Annotated in this window: 15 protein-coding genes; all 15 read right to left on the reverse strand. The window is 31.8% G+C overall.

The features are described 5' to 3' along the window. Positions 1-157: 157 nt before the first annotated feature. The 15 genes from IPM32_02370 to IPM32_02440 all read right to left on the reverse strand — a co-directional run bounded on the left by IPM32_02370 (position 158) and on the right by IPM32_02440 (position 16,207). Positions 158-2,473, reverse strand: a complete 2,316-nt coding sequence (locus tag IPM32_02370) for a primase C-terminal domain-containing protein (GenBank protein ID MBK8944092.1) — start codon at positions 2,471-2,473, stop codon at positions 158-160. Between the two features lie 85 nt (positions 2,474-2,558). Beyond that, the gene (locus tag IPM32_02375; protein MBK8944093.1) at positions 2,559-2,744 is read right to left on the reverse strand and encodes a hypothetical protein; all 186 of its coding nucleotides are present in this window, start codon (positions 2,742-2,744) and stop codon (positions 2,559-2,561) included. Positions 2,745-3,499: 755 nt separating this feature from the next. After that, a complete protein-coding gene (locus tag IPM32_02380) occupies positions 3,500-4,339 on the reverse strand; it encodes a DUF1738 domain-containing protein (GenBank protein MBK8944094.1) in 840 nt (279 codons plus the stop codon). 14 nt (positions 4,340-4,353) lie between these two features. Further along, positions 4,354-4,533, reverse strand: a complete 180-nt coding sequence (locus tag IPM32_02385; protein MBK8944095.1) for a hypothetical protein — start codon at positions 4,531-4,533, stop codon at positions 4,354-4,356. A 264-nt stretch (positions 4,534-4,797) separates the two neighbouring features. Continuing rightward, positions 4,798-5,262 (reverse strand): hypothetical protein, encoded by a 465-nt coding sequence (locus tag IPM32_02390; GenBank protein ID MBK8944096.1) that lies wholly within the window; start codon positions 5,260-5,262, stop codon positions 4,798-4,800. After that, positions 5,252-5,800 (reverse strand): host-nuclease inhibitor Gam family protein, encoded by a 549-nt coding sequence (locus IPM32_02395; protein MBK8944097.1) that lies wholly within the window; start codon positions 5,798-5,800, stop codon positions 5,252-5,254. Before IPM32_02395 ends, IPM32_02390 begins: the two co-directional genes overlap by 11 nt. Further along, a complete protein-coding gene (locus IPM32_02400) occupies positions 5,800-5,952 on the reverse strand; it encodes a hypothetical protein (protein ID MBK8944098.1) in 153 nt (50 codons plus the stop codon). The genes IPM32_02395 and IPM32_02400 overlap by 1 nt, the downstream gene beginning before the upstream one ends. Before the next feature lie 297 nt (positions 5,953-6,249). After that, positions 6,250-6,642 (reverse strand): DUF1801 domain-containing protein, encoded by a 393-nt coding sequence (locus IPM32_02405; GenBank protein ID MBK8944099.1) that lies wholly within the window; start codon positions 6,640-6,642, stop codon positions 6,250-6,252. A gap of 251 nt (positions 6,643-6,893) precedes the next feature. Beyond that, positions 6,894-8,027, reverse strand: coding sequence for a DUF262 domain-containing protein (locus tag IPM32_02410; protein MBK8944100.1), 1,134 nt, complete (start codon positions 8,025-8,027; stop codon positions 6,894-6,896). A 2-nt stretch (positions 8,028-8,029) separates the two neighbouring features. Then, entirely contained in the window at positions 8,030-9,094 is a 1,065-nt protein-coding gene (locus tag IPM32_02415; GenBank protein MBK8944101.1) for a modification methylase, read from the reverse strand. Positions 9,095-9,240: 146 nt separating this feature from the next. Next, complete coding sequence (locus IPM32_02420; protein MBK8944102.1) at positions 9,241-10,293, reverse strand: hypothetical protein; 1,053 nt, start codon at positions 10,291-10,293, stop codon at positions 9,241-9,243. Positions 10,294-10,565: 272 nt separating this feature from the next. Then, a complete protein-coding gene (locus IPM32_02425; GenBank protein MBK8944103.1) occupies positions 10,566-10,892 on the reverse strand; it encodes a JAB domain-containing protein in 327 nt (108 codons plus the stop codon). After that, entirely contained in the window at positions 10,850-11,017 is a 168-nt protein-coding gene (locus tag IPM32_02430; GenBank protein MBK8944104.1) for a hypothetical protein, read from the reverse strand. The genes IPM32_02425 and IPM32_02430 overlap by 43 nt, the downstream gene beginning before the upstream one ends. A gap of 267 nt (positions 11,018-11,284) precedes the next feature. After that, a complete protein-coding gene (locus tag IPM32_02435) occupies positions 11,285-13,462 on the reverse strand; it encodes a hypothetical protein (GenBank protein MBK8944105.1) in 2,178 nt (725 codons plus the stop codon). A gap of 237 nt (positions 13,463-13,699) precedes the next feature. Continuing rightward, the gene (locus IPM32_02440) at positions 13,700-16,207 is read right to left on the reverse strand and encodes a hypothetical protein (protein ID MBK8944106.1); all 2,508 of its coding nucleotides are present in this window, start codon (positions 16,205-16,207) and stop codon (positions 13,700-13,702) included. Positions 16,208-16,393 lie beyond the last annotated feature (186 nt).

The following is a 16,393-nucleotide window of genomic DNA, read 5'->3' on the forward strand; positions in this document are numbered from 1 at the left end:
TTTCCTATTATTAATTATATATATTTTCTTAAAACATTCTCCGCGATATAATGGTAATTCTTCTGCACTTGTGCACTTTACTTTGTTTTTAATCTATAATCAAAGATTTTACAGTGCACAATACAGTGCAGATGGAGTGCACAGCAGTGCACAACTTTTAGAATATCTGAGTTATATCAATTTCAGAATCATCCGTATTTTCAATAGCGGCTTCTTTCTGATTTGGGTTAGTAATAATTATGTAGCGGTTTCCATTACTCTGGCGTTCTGAGAGTTCATATTCCATATTGTTGGTAAAAACTGTTATGCAGCTCGAAAACCATCGCGATGTCCATTTGGAGCAATCAGGATACTTCAAACGGAAAGATTCAACGAGTTCTGCTTTATTATATTCTTCATCGAGTTTTACATAGTTCAGCATAAAATCATAAAAGTCCTGACCTGTTGTATTTATTATTTTTCTAACCGGTAAATTTTTGACAGAATAAGTTTGCAGTCCGTTTTTTAAGTAGAATTGGATATAACCAATCATTGTAATATAGAATTCTTCCCACTGTTCATCATTCCATTCATCAAACAAACGATGTCCAAATTCCATATCGGGAGAAAATCCTTTACGATAATAATTTGAAAATTCTATTTCATGTTTTCTTCTGTCAAACGAATTTCCATTTCCGTTGATGGTATAGTTTGTTGTTATAACAAACTTCGGCGCATCTTCAAATGGTATTGTGATTGGGTCCTTGAATTTCCTTTCAACAACTAAATCAGAAGTTATTGCTGAAAGTAAACTTTCAAAATCAAATTTTTTTCTAACGTCATCAAGAATTACAACTTTAGTATCTGTTTCAATTTTTTGAAATGTAAACCTTGACTCTGTGTTATAATTCTTACCGTCAAATATTGTTGTTTTTCTTAAATAGTTTAAAGAACTGCAAACGAGGGATTTGCCGCTTCCACCATTGGCATCATTGCCAATGGGGATCGATTCATCACAAAATATAATTGCTTTTGCTTTTGCCGGATTTTTATATGAATGAAGTAGATAACCAATCGAACTTATTAAAGCATTATACCATTGCTCCTCATTTCTTGTTATATTTTTAATTAACATATTAAATGTAGAATTATTGTGCATATAATCGAGCCTATAAAGCCCGCAATTGCGCCGAATAATATTTCCTGACCATACATATTTTTGATCTGCCGAACTATATTGGTTACGTTTAATATTATCTGCCGATATTTCAAAATATGCATCTTGAAAAAAGAGGTAAGCTTTGTTTTGTTCATCTTTTATAATCTCCGGATTTATTGTTGTTAAAAAGTTAAATTTTTGTTTATAAAATATTTCTTTTGTCTTTGTAACTATTTTGTTTAATAATTCATCTTTATCATTTTCATCTACATTATTTATGATAAAGTATTTAACGTATTCTTGAATTTCTGTTATTGACACTTTTTGAATTATGTGCTCGTCTATTTTCACAAATTCGTAAGTGTCAAATCCATATTTCATTTTGTAAAATCCCTGCTCTTCCAAAAAATCTATAAATTCATTTTCTTCTATAACGATTCCTTTTTTTTCATGATAAGACCAAAACTTTTTGAATTTAGGTTTTTGATTCTTTGAAAAATTTTTATAGGCTCTTTCAAATTCCGTATTTAACTCAGATTCATCAAGCGGTGGTTGGTTTAAAAGATTCCATGATTGAAGTGATTGAAGTATTTGTGGTTTGGTTAAGCCTTGTTTTATATAAGCTCCGATTAGCTTAATCATTGAGGAATGGCGTCTGCCTTCTTCGACACCGCAAAGAATTTCTTTTATTTCATCTCTTTTATTTATTGGCGGGGGGGTGTTTACCAATACATAATTATTAAGAAATTCTCCTTCATCAATATTTATTGCTTCAGCTAATTCATTGATGTACATAGCCGGATCAAAGCTTAAGAAACAAGCTCTTGCTGAATCTTTTGTTGAGCGATCCAAATTTACATTGAATTCTTTCTCAATGAGATTAACTAGGTTCAAATAAATTCTCTCATACTCATTATTAGCTGTAATGGGTCTATTTAGCTTTACAATGAGCTTCAGACCGTTACCAGAGGGAGATATGAACACTGCACTGGTATATTTCCACTTTGATAAATATGATTTGATTTCTTCTACATTTTCAAGATGGTCGATATCAAAAACCATTGCTTGTGTTGAAATAAAGTTTTCTTTTGATCTCTTATTACTAAATTTGTTTAAAGTAAAATATGGTAGATTTTTTGCTTTAAATTCTGCTCGTTCTCCGTGATCATTAATTTCTCTTAGTTTTCCTACTAATGTTTTTAACTCTTGATCATAAGTTATTTTGTTAATAATTTCAGCCATTGGTAATAACTCCAACGCTGTTGGATTTTTTACGTTTAACCCGAATGTTACCATTAAGGTTAAAAACGCATTTGTAATTAATAGATTTTGCATTTTTTTGTTCCCTATATTTTGATTGTTAAATTCTCCCAACCACAAAGCTGGGAGTTGTTGTTAATTAATTAGGTTTGCTGATTTACTAAGTAATATTTTTCTTCGCTTCTTTATTATTAATAAAATCATTTAATTTGTTTTCTTCTACTACATACATTTTACCGACTTTCTTAGCCTCTAAGCGATTGAACATTACATAAAGCCAAGCTGACTGTCGAGAAACTCCCATTCTGTTTGCGCATTCTTTTAATGAAAGTAATTGCAATTCCATTTTCACCGTCTCCTTTTTTTGTTTTTAGAATCTTAAATTGCAGTAGTAAAAAAAATATCCGATAATCGCGAAATCAAGTGTGGGGTTACCTAATAATTCATCAAATCAGAATATTTTTTATTACAATCAACCTAAGAAATGGTCAAATCGATTTGTAAGTGTCAATTTCAAAGTTATTATGCAGATTTTATACACTAAGTGTAAACTTCTTTTAAGTCAATAAAATGAGGATCAAAACCAATTACAAAAGCCGATGATGTTTCCAATCGTATTTAAATATTAACGTACAGTAGAAATTATATTTGTTTTTTAAGTAACAAGAATTCAATTTTAATAAGAACAATTTATACTTTAAAAATGCACATGCATGGTGTTTAGGTCAACCGTAAATATCGTCAAATCGATTTAATGGTTTTGTAGTGCCTATTTCTATTGGCTAAAGTACTAATTTTGCATTGTTGTTGGTTATTGAATATTAATATTAAAAACTTCATTTTTAGAAGGATTTCAAAGTTTACACTCAATAAATAACCTTTATTGCAGCACACATATGAACTTTAAAACTCGGTGCAATATTTATTCTGCACCAAGTTTAATACAACACAAAAACAAAGAACTATTAGAACTAACTTCAATTACATCTTTAATATCAATATGTTAATATGGCGATGGGTATTGGGTTTTTCAAGATTGAAGGTTGTAAAATCGATTTGATCAAATCTATGGGTTATGGAGATGAGTTAATAATGATGGGGTTAATTTATAATATCAGCATTGAAATTTGTAAAATCACCCAAAATATATGATACGGCTTTATTCGCTTCTGCGGCGGCTCGGGGGAATAGATTTTCTTGCTTCTCACTCAACTTAATCCATCCATCAATGTAACTTGCAGAATTATCAATCACCTTTGGAGATATTCCGCATAGAGCTGAAAGATATGCGCTTCCAATTTCTGCAATCAGTTCTTCAAAGGAATATTTATCTTTATCATTCACAGTTAGACTTTCCCTGCTCAACCTTTGAGAATGCCCGCTCCAATGAATAACCTCATGGAATAAAGTTGCGTAATATTCCTCAGTAGAGTTGAAGTCTTGCATCTTGGGAAGTGAAATATAATCCTTCTTTGGATTGTAATAACACCTTCTGATATTGTGCTTAATAACCGGTTTATCTTTCATCTTTTCTATTACCTGCTCACATTCAATTATTCTGGGGGCTTCATTATTCTCCTTGATCAGCGAGGTCTGACTTAAGTTAAATACATTAGAATATCTTATAACTGGATATCTTTCCAAATCCTCATCCCTCTCCTCATTCTTATATTCCAATACTTTCCAATATACAATCATTTGGCTTTTGGATCCTGTTAATACAGATCCGCCTCTTTCTTTGCACTGGTTAAATGTAAGATAATACGGACTATCAAAATCATTCATCGATAAACTTAAGAAGTTTATTCCGTGATAATTTCTCTTACTTATGAAGTTCGCCGGAATACCTTCTTTCCAAGTTTTCTTCCATGGGATTACATTCTCCTTGAGCTTCTCCAATATCTGATTATTTATTTTACCGAATAATTCATTTCTGTTCATAATTCCTGATCTCCTTAGGCATTGCCCTTTGCTGTTAGATTTACTTTTACTGTTACATCCCCATCAAATCGGTTTACTAATTCCAATAGTTCATTTATTAGAATTTCTTTCAACCGTTCCTGTTCATAGAAATTAACAGGGATATAATCTTCTTCTTTCCATACATCAAGCTGGAATTCTCTAAATGAGTTCATTTTCTAAATCTCCTTCTGTTATTGTTCGTTTACATACTTCACATTTGTTTTCTTCAAGATTATTTTTTACCCTTGTCTGATTAAAACACCACGGACAGATAGTAACATTCTGTAACACATGCAAATATCTATTAGTAGATAAAGTTTTATCTAAACTACTAATAGTTATATTATTATTTTTCATATAGTTATCTCACTATTTTATGATTTTAAAAACTAGAGGTTAATATTTTTTTTTACTTTGAGGTGCTAAACTGATGTTTTTTAGATGGTTTTACTTCTTGCGATAAAGAGGGTTATTGCGATCTTAGCTGGGTCAGCCATTCCGTTTAAATCAGAATTTATCTTTAGAGCATCTGAATATGAACGTTTCATAATATGGAAGAATTCATCAGGCTCATCTTCAACTTCTGTCGGGAGAATATCTTTAATTGCTTCTCCAATTGAAACAATATTTGATTTTGGAACTCTGTTAAATATATCTACAATACATTTAGTTACAAGTTTAGAACCTTTCTGTTGAGCAACTTTTGTTATTGTTGCCTTTGCTCCCTTTCTTAAATAACTTAGTTCTTTATGCACCTCATCCGGCGCGAAATAACTGTATTCATTTCCGTTTACTGAAACAGCGTACATATTATAATTTCCGAATTCACTTCTTCCTGTTACCGGTTCATCATAAAGAAGTTCAATCGTTACCGGCTTGTTTATTTCCAGCTCAAGCTTCATTCGTTTTGTCATCTTCTTCCTCCTTGTTATTGTTTAATGTTAGTTTAAATTCCTCTGTTCCTGCTATTTTAGATATCCCTGGAATTGATCTTCCGCTGTATTTCATCAATGCTTTAATCTTTGTGAGATTGGGTTTTATAGATTCCGGTACAACGGTAAGCATATCATTTGTTGCGGACTTTAAGAATAAATCAAGATCTGATATTTCTATTCGGTCTGGCTTCTTGTGAAGTTTTAGAATACCATTTGGGAATGATATTGTTTTCACATTGGGATCAAGACGATTTTTTTCACGAATATATTCTTCCAAAATACGCGCGATTCCGTCTACGGCTTCCTTGATCTTACTATTCTTCTTAAGATAGAAATCATTTATTATTTTAACTTCCTCCTCTGCTATTTTGAAATTCCTGCTGATTTGAGATTCAAGTCCTGAAATCTTTTTAATTAATAAATCAAAATATGCTTCAGACTGTAACTCCTCTTTAATTTCTACTTCTGCTAATAACTCATCCATAAAATTAATTTCTGTTTCCACTACTTACCTCCTTGAATATTATTGTTATTTACTTTGTTATTTAAATACATCTCAACTGCTTCATTTATTAAAACAGTCATTGGTCTTTTTTCAATCTGTTTAAGTTGATAAAGTTTTCTGATTAGCTCCTCAGATAGAGCCGGAGTGTACATACGGATGCCTCCTTTAGTTTAGTGATTGTTAATGTGGGTTGGTTTAAAAAGAGAAAGCCCTTCTTTAAGGGAAGGGCAACAACTAAATTGATTTAAATATTAGATATTGTTTAAATGCTAGTAAATTTTTAACGTGTCGCGGCTTACACCAGATGCTGCTGCAGTCACTGACCAATACAAAACTACAACTTTTCTAAGAAAGATAAAATTGTTTCCACCAGATTATTCTCCACGAAGCAAAAATAGCAAGCGCAAGCCCAGCAATTAGTGTAAACCACTGTTAGAGGCTGTGTTAACTTACTTTAATCTTTCTAATTTACCTTTTCTTTTCACAATGTTTTTATAATCCCATTGAATTTCTCTAGACTTGTTTAACCAGCTTTTTAGTTGGGTTGGATTAATTTCAGAAACGTTATTGAAGAAAATAGATGCGTCTTTAAATTTCTCGCCTTTAATATTTAATGAAGGTTCTTTAAAATCAGCTCCACTCCAAAACATTAATCTAATACCAGGCTTTTGTCTGCTATATCCGACAATTGGATTTTGATCTAAAAACCAAACAGGATGCGAATGCCAAATTTTACTTTCAGCTTCTAATAATTCGTCGTCAATAATACTTGCTATCTCGTCACATATTTTTTTGTCCTCAGCACTCTGATTATTGTTATAATTTATAATTTCTTCTTTCATTGTTAATTTAGTTTCAGTTTTGAAAACATAGCCTATAACGTGCCGCGGCTATATGGTTCCGCTTCGCTCCACCAAAATTTTTGCTCCACTGCGTTCCGCAAAAACTTCATATAGCCGCTGTTGTGCGATGTGCTTGGGAGGTGGTCTTCATACGATAATGCTTCTTTATACATGTGCCTTCTTCTTCTCCTAAAAAACTTGCCCGTCCTTTAGCTGAAACACCTCCATGTGTTTCGGCTAAAATGTTCAATTCAATTATTTGATTTTTTTATATTGCATGTTGTGCAAAGCATTTGACAGTTATCCAAAACTGTTTTTCCTCCTTTGCTCCATGGTTTTATATGATCAGCATGCATTTCTGTGATTTTATATTGTTTTTCACATAAGGGACATACACCTTTTTGTTGATTATACACTGTCACACGTTCATCATTATCAAACTGTCGAAGACTTAAGTATTTCTCATCTCCTGTTAAAATGAACTCATATATCCCAGATTTTTTTTGAACTTCTTTATCGGCCATCAGTTTTAAAATATTTTCCTTGATTGTAGAAGAGTCAAGATTGTCATCCTTGTGTTTATTATAAAGTATGCCCCATTTTATGCCCTTCATAGATTTGTCATAGTTGCCAAAACTATTTTCCACCCACTTAAATACATCCTCAATATACTTCCATAACTGGTCTGCATTAGAATCATTTCTATGTTTTTGCATGTATTGTGAAATGGGGTCCTTACCAGTTAATCCTGATGCGTCGGCACTCCAAGATATTGCTGTTTCAAGGTACTTCTGTCTGATATATTCCCCAGCAAAATATTTACCATGGTTCTTATAAGCTGCACAATTACGACGACTAAATACTGACTTAGCATCTGATAACCATGCACTATGATAAATTGCGTTTCGGATTTCTTGTGTTTCTAGCATTTCCCCTGCTATATTGATAATTTGAAACCACTCTAACTTTTCTTTTTCAGTACCTTCGCAAAGATAAACTTGCAGTTCATAGCTTAGAAAAGCCTCTGACTGCTCATCAAATAGATTGGGAAAATTGACAGTGTTATACTCTCCTTTTGCATCTGGTATTTTAACGCTATATTTATTTGTAGCATATCTGCAAATTGAAATTATTCTTTGTTGACCATCTAAAACTTCGTATGAACCATCCTTTCTATCTACAAAATACATAATATTTAGTGGGAAACCTTTTAAAATTGTATTAATAACAGCATCACGTTTCTTATCGTCATATACATATTCACGTTGGTATTCAGGGCGAACATCTAAATTACCTCCCCAACCTTGAACTCTGCTTGTAGCATCATCTTCACTGTAAGATTTTACTAAATCTCTTATTGGCAATTTAATCATATTAATCTTCATTTTTAATCCTTAACTCTTTTTATTATTATTCTGCTATATGGTATTGAGCCTGCTTTCCCATTTTCCTCTAGTCTCAATGAATTACCTGCTTTTCGTTCAGGCACTGTGTATGGAACACTATAAATCAGCTTGTTTGTCTTAGCATCAATAAAATCAATTTTATCACCATTTGTTTTATGTATAATTGTCTTTGGAACACTATTGCCTCTTCCGATAATTTCAAACTGCTCCGGACTATACTGACTCATAAATGTAATTGGGACACCCATGTGTCCATAGTAATCACAAGGAATTTCTGCTACTTTTGGAACATCAACGCCATCATAATTATAATATTTTGAATATTTTTCTGGGTTGAAATAATTCCCTCTAAGGTCAATTTTCTCGTGTCGTTTAGGTATATCCATGTTAGTTATCCAAGTACAATTCCGAAATTTTACAAGACCTGTTTCTGGATCATAAACACCTTTTGCATAGTCTTTAGCTACTTCCTTTGGTATTCTAAAAAAAGCATTCCCATTAGCAAATCCATACCCAAGCCATATTTTATTTTCTTGAAATAAACCAAAAATCTCTTCACGAGATATGGCAGTAAATGGAGCTATAATTAAAAATTTTTTATCGTATTCTATTAATTGCTGTATATATTCTGTAATGAGACTGAATGGAGGATTGGTAACAACAATATCAGATTCCCTTAATAAATCTATACAATGGGCAGATCTGAAATCACCATTACAAGGTATCTGTGTAATTACTGGTTCGTCATTAATATCTATACGACCATCACCATTTGTATCCTCGGTTAACTCTAGTTTATAAGCATAGTTTTTCTCGTCAGGCTCATAGTGAGTTGCCATAATTTTTTTCAAACCAAATGGTTTAAAGTTCCGAACGAAATATTTCCAAAATTCTGATGATACGGGGTCATCACAATTACAATATACAACTTTATTGATAAAGTGTTCTGAATAATGAGATACTTCATTTTCTATATCTACTCTTTGTGTGTAGAATTCATCAAATTTCTTTTTTTTTGCATCTTGAAGATTTTTATTTGGTGCCATTATTCTTCCCTTAATTCTAATTGCGAGCTATGGACGGCGAGCATCCAAGATGGGCAAGTTTTTTCTTCAGTCTCTTCGCACATGTATGTTCTCATGGTTGCTGGTAGCCCTCCTAAGCATTTCGCACAACGTTTGGCGGTAGTATTTTATATTCTTCCTTCAATTGTTCCAATCAAATTTATTAAAGAAATCGTTGCTGTCGCACATAAAGAAGCTTCTTTTTTATTCGCCGTCCGTTTATGTGTTAATTCGTTAGCTAAATCTAATGTCGCTCTTGCATACTTTCGCAGAATCTCGTTACTTGAACCCGATAATTCAATAGCGATATAAGCTTCAAGCATTCTTTTTGCATCAGTTTTACTAACCTCTTTTCCATCAAGTATTGGGTGTTTGTCTTTACTAAATACAGCTTGAGCTAAAGTAATAATAGTCTCCCTACTTAACAATCCAACAACTTGAAATTGTTCCTCTGTTTTTGCTTCGTTTTGTCTTAACCTAATTTCGTTTACAGACCTTTCTATTCTTTCCCAATCAGTTAAGTCAACTGTTACACTTATAAAATCTGGCTCTTCATTTTCCTCTAACATTTGAATAAGAGAATTATACATTTCATTAATATATGTTCTCCTTTCGCTGTATTTTGAAAACGTAGAACTCCATTTACCATACCATTCCCAAAGGTCCTTGTGTGGGTTAGGATTTTTAAAATTCAATTTTTGCAGTGCTTTGTCGGTTGCTATATATTTAGATTTATATTGGTCGTTTATATCTTGAATCCTTTGTCCACCAGTAGCAACAGAAATCATTGTGTTTTTCTGAAATCCTATATCTTGAATCAGTTGTTCTTTACTAATAGTTCCACCAAGTCTAGCCCAATCAATTTTAGGTTTTGCTTTTGGAACAATCGTAATATTTGATATTCCTTCGTTTTCATAATGTCTTGTGGCAATACTGAATTTTTCAAGCAAGTCGGATTCAACACTTTGAATTCTATCACGAATTTTCACAAACGTACCAATATCAACAAGTAAATGAAGCGTATAGAAATAAGTTCCACCATTCCAATTATCATATCCAGTCTGCTCTAAAGTTATTTGAGCACTATTCAAAATGTCAGTCAATTCTTCAAGTTTATCGGCTTTTAGAATTTCTGTCACAGTATAAACAATCGTTCTTATTTCATCTTGATTTTCAAGCATCTCTGTCTCTTTTTAATATTACCGCCAACTTATTATTACACGCAATTATATAAAATTTAAGTCATATTTGTAAGTTTACTGCAGATAAACCACCAAATTAAGTGTTATACAGCAAGTAATCTACTAAATTATATTTATTGCGGGAGGTTTACTTCTATAAAATTAATAAGACTAATTTTTCAGTATTATAACTTCCTTTATGACTATAAATTAAACTTAAATATATTATTCTTTTTTTCAAAGATTATTTTAATACTCACATTATTAAAATTCTATATAATTCTCTCTTCAACTAATGAAGTAAATCCATTATCCGTGAATATAACGTGGTCTAAAACTGAAATGTCTACAATTTTGCCTGCTTCAACTAATTTCTTAGTAATATTTATATCTTCCCTTGATGGCTCCAAATTTCCTGATGGATGGTTGTGAGCTATAATTATATTTGCACATGTTGCTACAATGGCGCCGCGAAATACTTCCCTGGGATGTACTAGGCTGCTGTTTAATAAACCTTCTGATATAACTTCAAAGCCAATAACTTTATTACTTGAGCTTAACCAAAAACTACAAACCTTTCTTTTACTTCTCCTGAAAATAGAAAATTGAAGTTTTCATAGATTGTTGATGGGGACGTGATTTTAACCTGCTTATCCTTTAATTCTGGGTATGTCTCACTTGTATCTTTAAATTTCCAAGTGATTGTTTTAATGCATTGTTTCATGGAATTCCCCTTTGATCGTGGATGTTATTTATGGATTATATTATTGCTTTAAGATGAAAAGCCTTTCTTTTTCGGAAGGGCTAAATCTTATAAAATTTATATATTAAATTTTTAAATGATCGCAAGTTTTTTGACGGTTTCAGGCTTACGTAGTGCGGGATTTCAAGGCACTTTACTTTCCGCTTACCTATTAGTTTATTTAATGTATTTAATTTAATAGCAGCACTTTGCCCGTATTACGTATAGCTATTGTTAGCGGTTGTTTTTTTAAGTTAATGTCTTTACTTTCTTGTACAAGCCAACTAAATGTAAAACTGAAATATCAATCAACGGTTCATACATAAATGCATTTACATGAATATTTTCAGGTGTCATCAAATTTACTCTCTCTAATACGGAAATGATTGCCTGGTCAGTAGAGGATTGCTTATAATGTTTCAAAAGTTCTGAAGTTTGGTTTGAAGTAATCACTAGTGTTGCAACATTAGGAATTTTTGCCAACATATATTCTTCAGCTTTCAATCGTATAGCAATGGATAAAGTTATTTTGTTTTCAAGCAAAATTTCATTTATTGGATTTTCGTTTTCGATTGAGTCCGCAGTTTCATAAATCAAATCTTTTATAAGTTTTGCTCCAAATGCAATATTTTGATTTGCAGTTGATTGAAAGTGATAATGTATCAATGTCAAAATATTGGTACAACTAATTGAACTAGTGTCGGTTTTTATATGCAAACACGAAGTTAATAAAGCATAATTTGCACAAGCACTATCTTCCGTATATTCAATGATATTGCGTAGAAATGGAATGATACTAATAAAAATCTTAGGATCTGTAATATGTTGTTTGAAATAGCTAAAAACGTCTTTTCTGTATCGTCCTTGTGATAAGGTAATCTCTCTATTATCATTTTTAGTTGCCATAAATGCAGAATTCCAATTTAATGAAAGTCTTGAAGCAACTGTTCTGTAAAAGTCGAAATTATGGGTAAGAATTAAAAGTCTAAAAATTGAATTGTTATGCAATTCTTTTAAGTATTCAATTATTGCGTACTTGTTTTTATAATCAAATGAATCAGCAATGTCATCTAAAATTAATAATGTTGGTTGGTTAAGCTGTTTGCGAGATTCAATATCAAATAGAAGTTGAAGAATATAAAATGCTCGTTGCTCTCCTTTGCTTAAAATCAACAATAACGAATTTTTGTCTTTTCTTACAGGAGTTTCACTTGAGTCTATATAATCAAATTCAAGATTTGCGGTTTCTTCTTTTAAAATAACGTCCTCTTGGTTTACTAGTTTTATTTCAAAAGGAACATAAAATCGCTCATTAAAAGTTCTTATAATTTCTTCCCAAATTGCAAATTCTTTTTTTGCATCATTTATAATCTTTTCGAGGTCCACTTTTTTACTTTCATAAAATGTTGCAAGTTCTTGAGTTTCAGTTGCTAATGAAGAAATATAATTTAGCCATATTTTTTTTCTAAAGGCTTCATACTTTTCAAGTTCAATAAGTAGAAGATTGTCCTTTTCAATTGCTGATTTGAAAGTCCTTAATTCGACATTTGCACCAATTGATTTGTCTACTTGGTCAAAAGATTTTTTTAGTTTTTCATCATTTACAATTGCTGTGATTTCATTTTGGAGTAACTGCTTCAATTCATCTGCTGATTTAATTTCTGCATTATCATTTAAAGTAAATTTATGTCCTGCATCAAAAAAAGAATTGTCTTCTATTGATTTAAGCAATTCGTTTGCTTGATATGTTCCGAAAGAATTTTCAGAGCTTTTGAAGAATTTGGATTTTGCTAATAATTCATCATATTTGGTAACATACTCTGATAAAAGTTTTTGATTCTTTTCTAAGAATTTTTTTACGTAACCTTTTTTATCAAAAATATCATTATACCTAAATTTATATAAGTAAGGTTTAGAAACTAATGATTTTGAAATAGTAAGTAATAATTCAAAAAAAGTATCTTTAGGAGTTTGGCTATAAGTATTAACAAATTCAGTTTCGCAGTCCGTACTTTGAGAAACTTGTTTCAATTTTTTAATGTATGCACTTTTTTGTTTTTCTAAATCCGTATAAATTTCATCATATTTCTTCTTTAGATCTTGGCTCGCAATAAACGAGCTAATTTTATTCGAAGAATCATAACTGCCGTCTTCTGCATTTACAACTAAAATTGATTCATTGGAAATGGCATTTCCATCTACATTGATAATATATGAGGTTATTCTATCGTCATAGACCTTGTCACAAGGCATTGATTTCGTATCATTTTTTGCAATAAGGTCTAAAGTCTTTGCAAATGAGGTTTTCATTGTCCCATTTGGTGCATATATAAGAATGGAATTGCTGTTTAAATGTCCAAAGTCGAAATTTTGGTCAAGTTTTCCAATTCCAAAGCAATTTTCAAGTTGAATTTCAATTAGGTTCATTTAATTCTCAGTGTTTTTTTAAATTACCACTAATTACTAAATTATATTTATTGTGGGAAGTCCACTTTAGGAAATTAATTCGATTAATTTAGTTTTGTAAACTTACTTTATCACGATAAATTAAACTTAAATATATTATTCAATATATCAAAGAATATTTAAGTTTATTTATTATAAACAAGTAAGTAATAAATGAGGAATTAAACGTTTTATTTAATTTCTTAAGTACTGCGGAGCTTAACAAACCATTGCTGAAAAGCTGTTATTGAGGTAAGAGTTTTTAGATGGGCTGAACTGCGGAGCTAAATTTAGAAGCGAGTAAATCCCGTCTCTAAGCTTGCATTCATCACCAAGATTTAGAAGTGTTTTTCCAATCAGAACTTGATTCTTCTCAATTAAAACCTCTGTTGTGGAGCTTATCTTTTTAAGATCAATTTTGTCTTTCGTCCAAAATCTCACCTCGGATATTTCCTTATTTTCCGGTTTGACCACTTCCCTTTTTACACATCCGTTCTGTTTAACTTTGTACGCTTCTCCAATTTCTGAAAGTATGTGTATCATCTGAAAAGCTGTTCCAAGTGTTCCATCTGTTCCGTTTATCCATAAAATGCTGTCATGTACTGCAGATTTGGATTTGTAAATCTCATACGAAATCGCCGAAATAATTTCCTTTCTTTCATTTTCTGAATATTTCTCAAGCTTCTGTAAAAACTTCTTCTGTATAAATTCAATTCTCTCCTTGAGAACAATATTTCTTTCATTCTTCGGAAGTTTATTTGTTTTCTCAATCAGAATGGCTACTTCTTTGTTATAGTTTTTCATCAATACCTGTGATTCTAATTTCATTCTGTTCCCTAAGTTGTAAAGCCCTAATTCAATCACCGGAATATCCAATCTGTCAATCCAACCTTCAATACGATTACCCTTCTTCACCGAACCGCGCCCGACAATTTCTTTATCTGTTTTATCAACTAGTATTTTTATAGCTTCCAATAGCTGATCCAATAGATGCCCGTTCGTAATCTTTGCCTCCTCCTGTAATTTCGACGGTAGTCGGTGGATTATTGATTTTGGTAACTCTATTTTGCTAGTTATTATAAATTCATACATTTTTCTAATAGAGTTCATATCTTCATCACTTGCAACTCCATCTTTTACGGTGCTATCAATTATTCGTTCTAAGTTCCATGAATAAGTTCTTGTAAGCATTTCAAAAACTTCATTGTTCTCAATTCCTATTGCTGATCTTATCATCTCAGCATTTGCTGCAACTCCGATATTTGAACTGTTTCTTGATATTCCCGTGTAGGTTCTGAGTAGGTTTTTTGTGCTGTATTCAATATTTAGGAACGGTTGGAACACTTGGAACGCTTTTTTTGAATACATACCATCAAGTAATTTATTTCCATATTCTTCAAGTTTTTGTTCCACTTTATTTATTTCGACTTTCTTTTGATTCAATCCTCCAATTAGAATATTTTCTTTAACTTCACAAAAAGATTTTAAGTCACAAATTAGATACTCACCATATTGGTTGGGGTTTCTGTAGACAATACACTTCCCTTCTTCAATTGGAATAATTCCCAATGAATCATCCATATCCGCGCCGCCAAGTATCTTTAAGTTCTTTTCAATATCAATATCACTGAACCATACATTTCCATATTCATCTATTTCTATTTCCCCCTTGTTAACCTGCACCTGAAAGTTTCCTAGCTCATCATGGTTTCTTAAGTCTATTCTTAAATATCCTCTCATTCCTCCTGGAACTGGTATTCTAAAAACTGGATTTCCTGAAACTGATTCTCCATACCTCAGTATTGAATTTCTCATCATGCCCCAAGCTAATCTTACTAATCCCGGGAATTTCCTGTAATCAACCTTATGCCAAATTGCTTTTCTTAGTATCCAACTTTCCTTGTTATAATCCTCAACACTTATTTCATCAAAGTTATCCAGCCATTCACTTAGTCTTCCGCTCTTTAGTATATTTACATATTCCTCTATTCCTGAATATGCCCATTCAAGATATTGTTCTGCTCCAAATAGATGCCATAGATTTAATAGGGACTGGATATCAAGCCTAAGACTCTTTCCCAACTTAACTGGCTCAAGCGTTACATAACAAAGATCACCGGATAAACTAATATCTTTTTTAATATTTCCTGATCCGTAAATTACTACATCGGATTTAATCTTATCGCTTACAACACAATGCCCTTTTACAAGTCCGTCTTTATAGAACAAAGTGAACTGCCCTGACATATTTACCTTAGCTTCTTTCCATCCAAGAGAATTAGCCAAAGAAATAGATATCAGAGAAATACCGTCTGTAATCGCGCCGGAATACTTCTTCTCCTCGTTTACATAAACATCTAACCCTTTATAAAAACTTCCATATTTAACTGGTCTGAATATCCTACTAAAATACTTGCCTGATTTAAATAAATTACCTGAGTTTACTTTTATTCCGAACTTCTCTAAAAACTGATTAAACGAAATCTTACTATTCCTGCTGTCATAAACATCAATTGTTCTAAGTTTATCCTCTCTTAAATATGCAAATGAAAAATTTTCTCTTAATAGGCTTAATTCTACTAACTCCTTATTCTGATCAAAAAACAGACTATTGAACTTTACTTCACTTAATCCAAACTGAGATAGATCAAAAAAATGACTTCTGTAATCACCTTGAGAGATGTTGGACTTAACAAGATTAACTGGTTGCTTCATTAAATGTGACATAGAAATACTCCTCTCCGTTAATAGCGGTTTAAAATGAAAAAAGACCAGCCCCAAAGAGATAATTATTCCCTTCAGAACTGGTCTTAATGAATTAGTTATTTATTTTATTTAGTTAATTGTACTTTGTTTTATATTGTAGAGGGGGGTGGGCTCGCATCGAAAATGGGAAAGAGTCCCATATGCAGA

Source organism: Ignavibacteriota bacterium, from assembly GCA_016716225.1.
Lineage (GTDB): Bacteria > Bacteroidota > Ignavibacteria > Ignavibacteriales > Melioribacteraceae.

Bases quoted from the DNA above. Each gene is read 5' to 3' on its own strand.
- IPM32_02405 (MBK8944099.1), bottom strand. From the start codon at position 6,642: ATGAAAGAAGAAATTATAAATTATAACAATAATCAGAGTGCTGAGGAC.
- IPM32_02430 (MBK8944104.1), bottom strand. From the start codon at position 11,017: ATGAAACAATGCATTAAAACAATCACTTGGAAATTTAAAGATACAAGT.
- IPM32_02420 (MBK8944102.1), bottom strand. From the start codon at position 10,293: ATGCTTGAAAATCAAGATGAAATAAGAACGATTGTTTATACTGTGACA.
- IPM32_02440 (MBK8944106.1), bottom strand. From the start codon at position 16,207: ATGTCACATTTAATGAAGCAACCAGTTAATCTTGTTAAGTCCAACATC.
- IPM32_02400 (MBK8944098.1), bottom strand. From the start codon at position 5,952: ATGTACACTCCGGCTCTATCTGAGGAGCTAATCAGAAAACTTTATCAA.
- IPM32_02375 (MBK8944093.1), bottom strand. From the start codon at position 2,744: ATGGAATTGCAATTACTTTCATTAAAAGAATGCGCAAACAGAATGGGA.
- IPM32_02390 (MBK8944096.1), bottom strand. From the start codon at position 5,262: ATGAAGCTTGAGCTGGAAATAAACAAGCCGGTAACGATTGAACTTCTT.
- IPM32_02410 (MBK8944100.1), bottom strand. From the start codon at position 8,027: ATGAAGATTAATATGATTAAATTGCCAATAAGAGATTTAGTAAAATCT.
- IPM32_02380 (MBK8944094.1), bottom strand. From the start codon at position 4,339: ATGAACAGAAATGAATTATTCGGTAAAATAAATAATCAGATATTGGAG.
- IPM32_02385 (MBK8944095.1), bottom strand. From the start codon at position 4,533: ATGAACTCATTTAGAGAATTCCAGCTTGATGTATGGAAAGAAGAAGAT.
- IPM32_02435 (MBK8944105.1), bottom strand. From the start codon at position 13,462: ATGAACCTAATTGAAATTCAACTTGAAAATTGCTTTGGAATTGGAAAA.
- IPM32_02415 (MBK8944101.1), bottom strand. From the start codon at position 9,094: ATGGCACCAAATAAAAATCTTCAAGATGCAAAAAAAAAGAAATTTGAT.
- IPM32_02370 (MBK8944092.1), bottom strand. From the start codon at position 2,473: ATGCAAAATCTATTAATTACAAATGCGTTTTTAACCTTAATGGTAACA.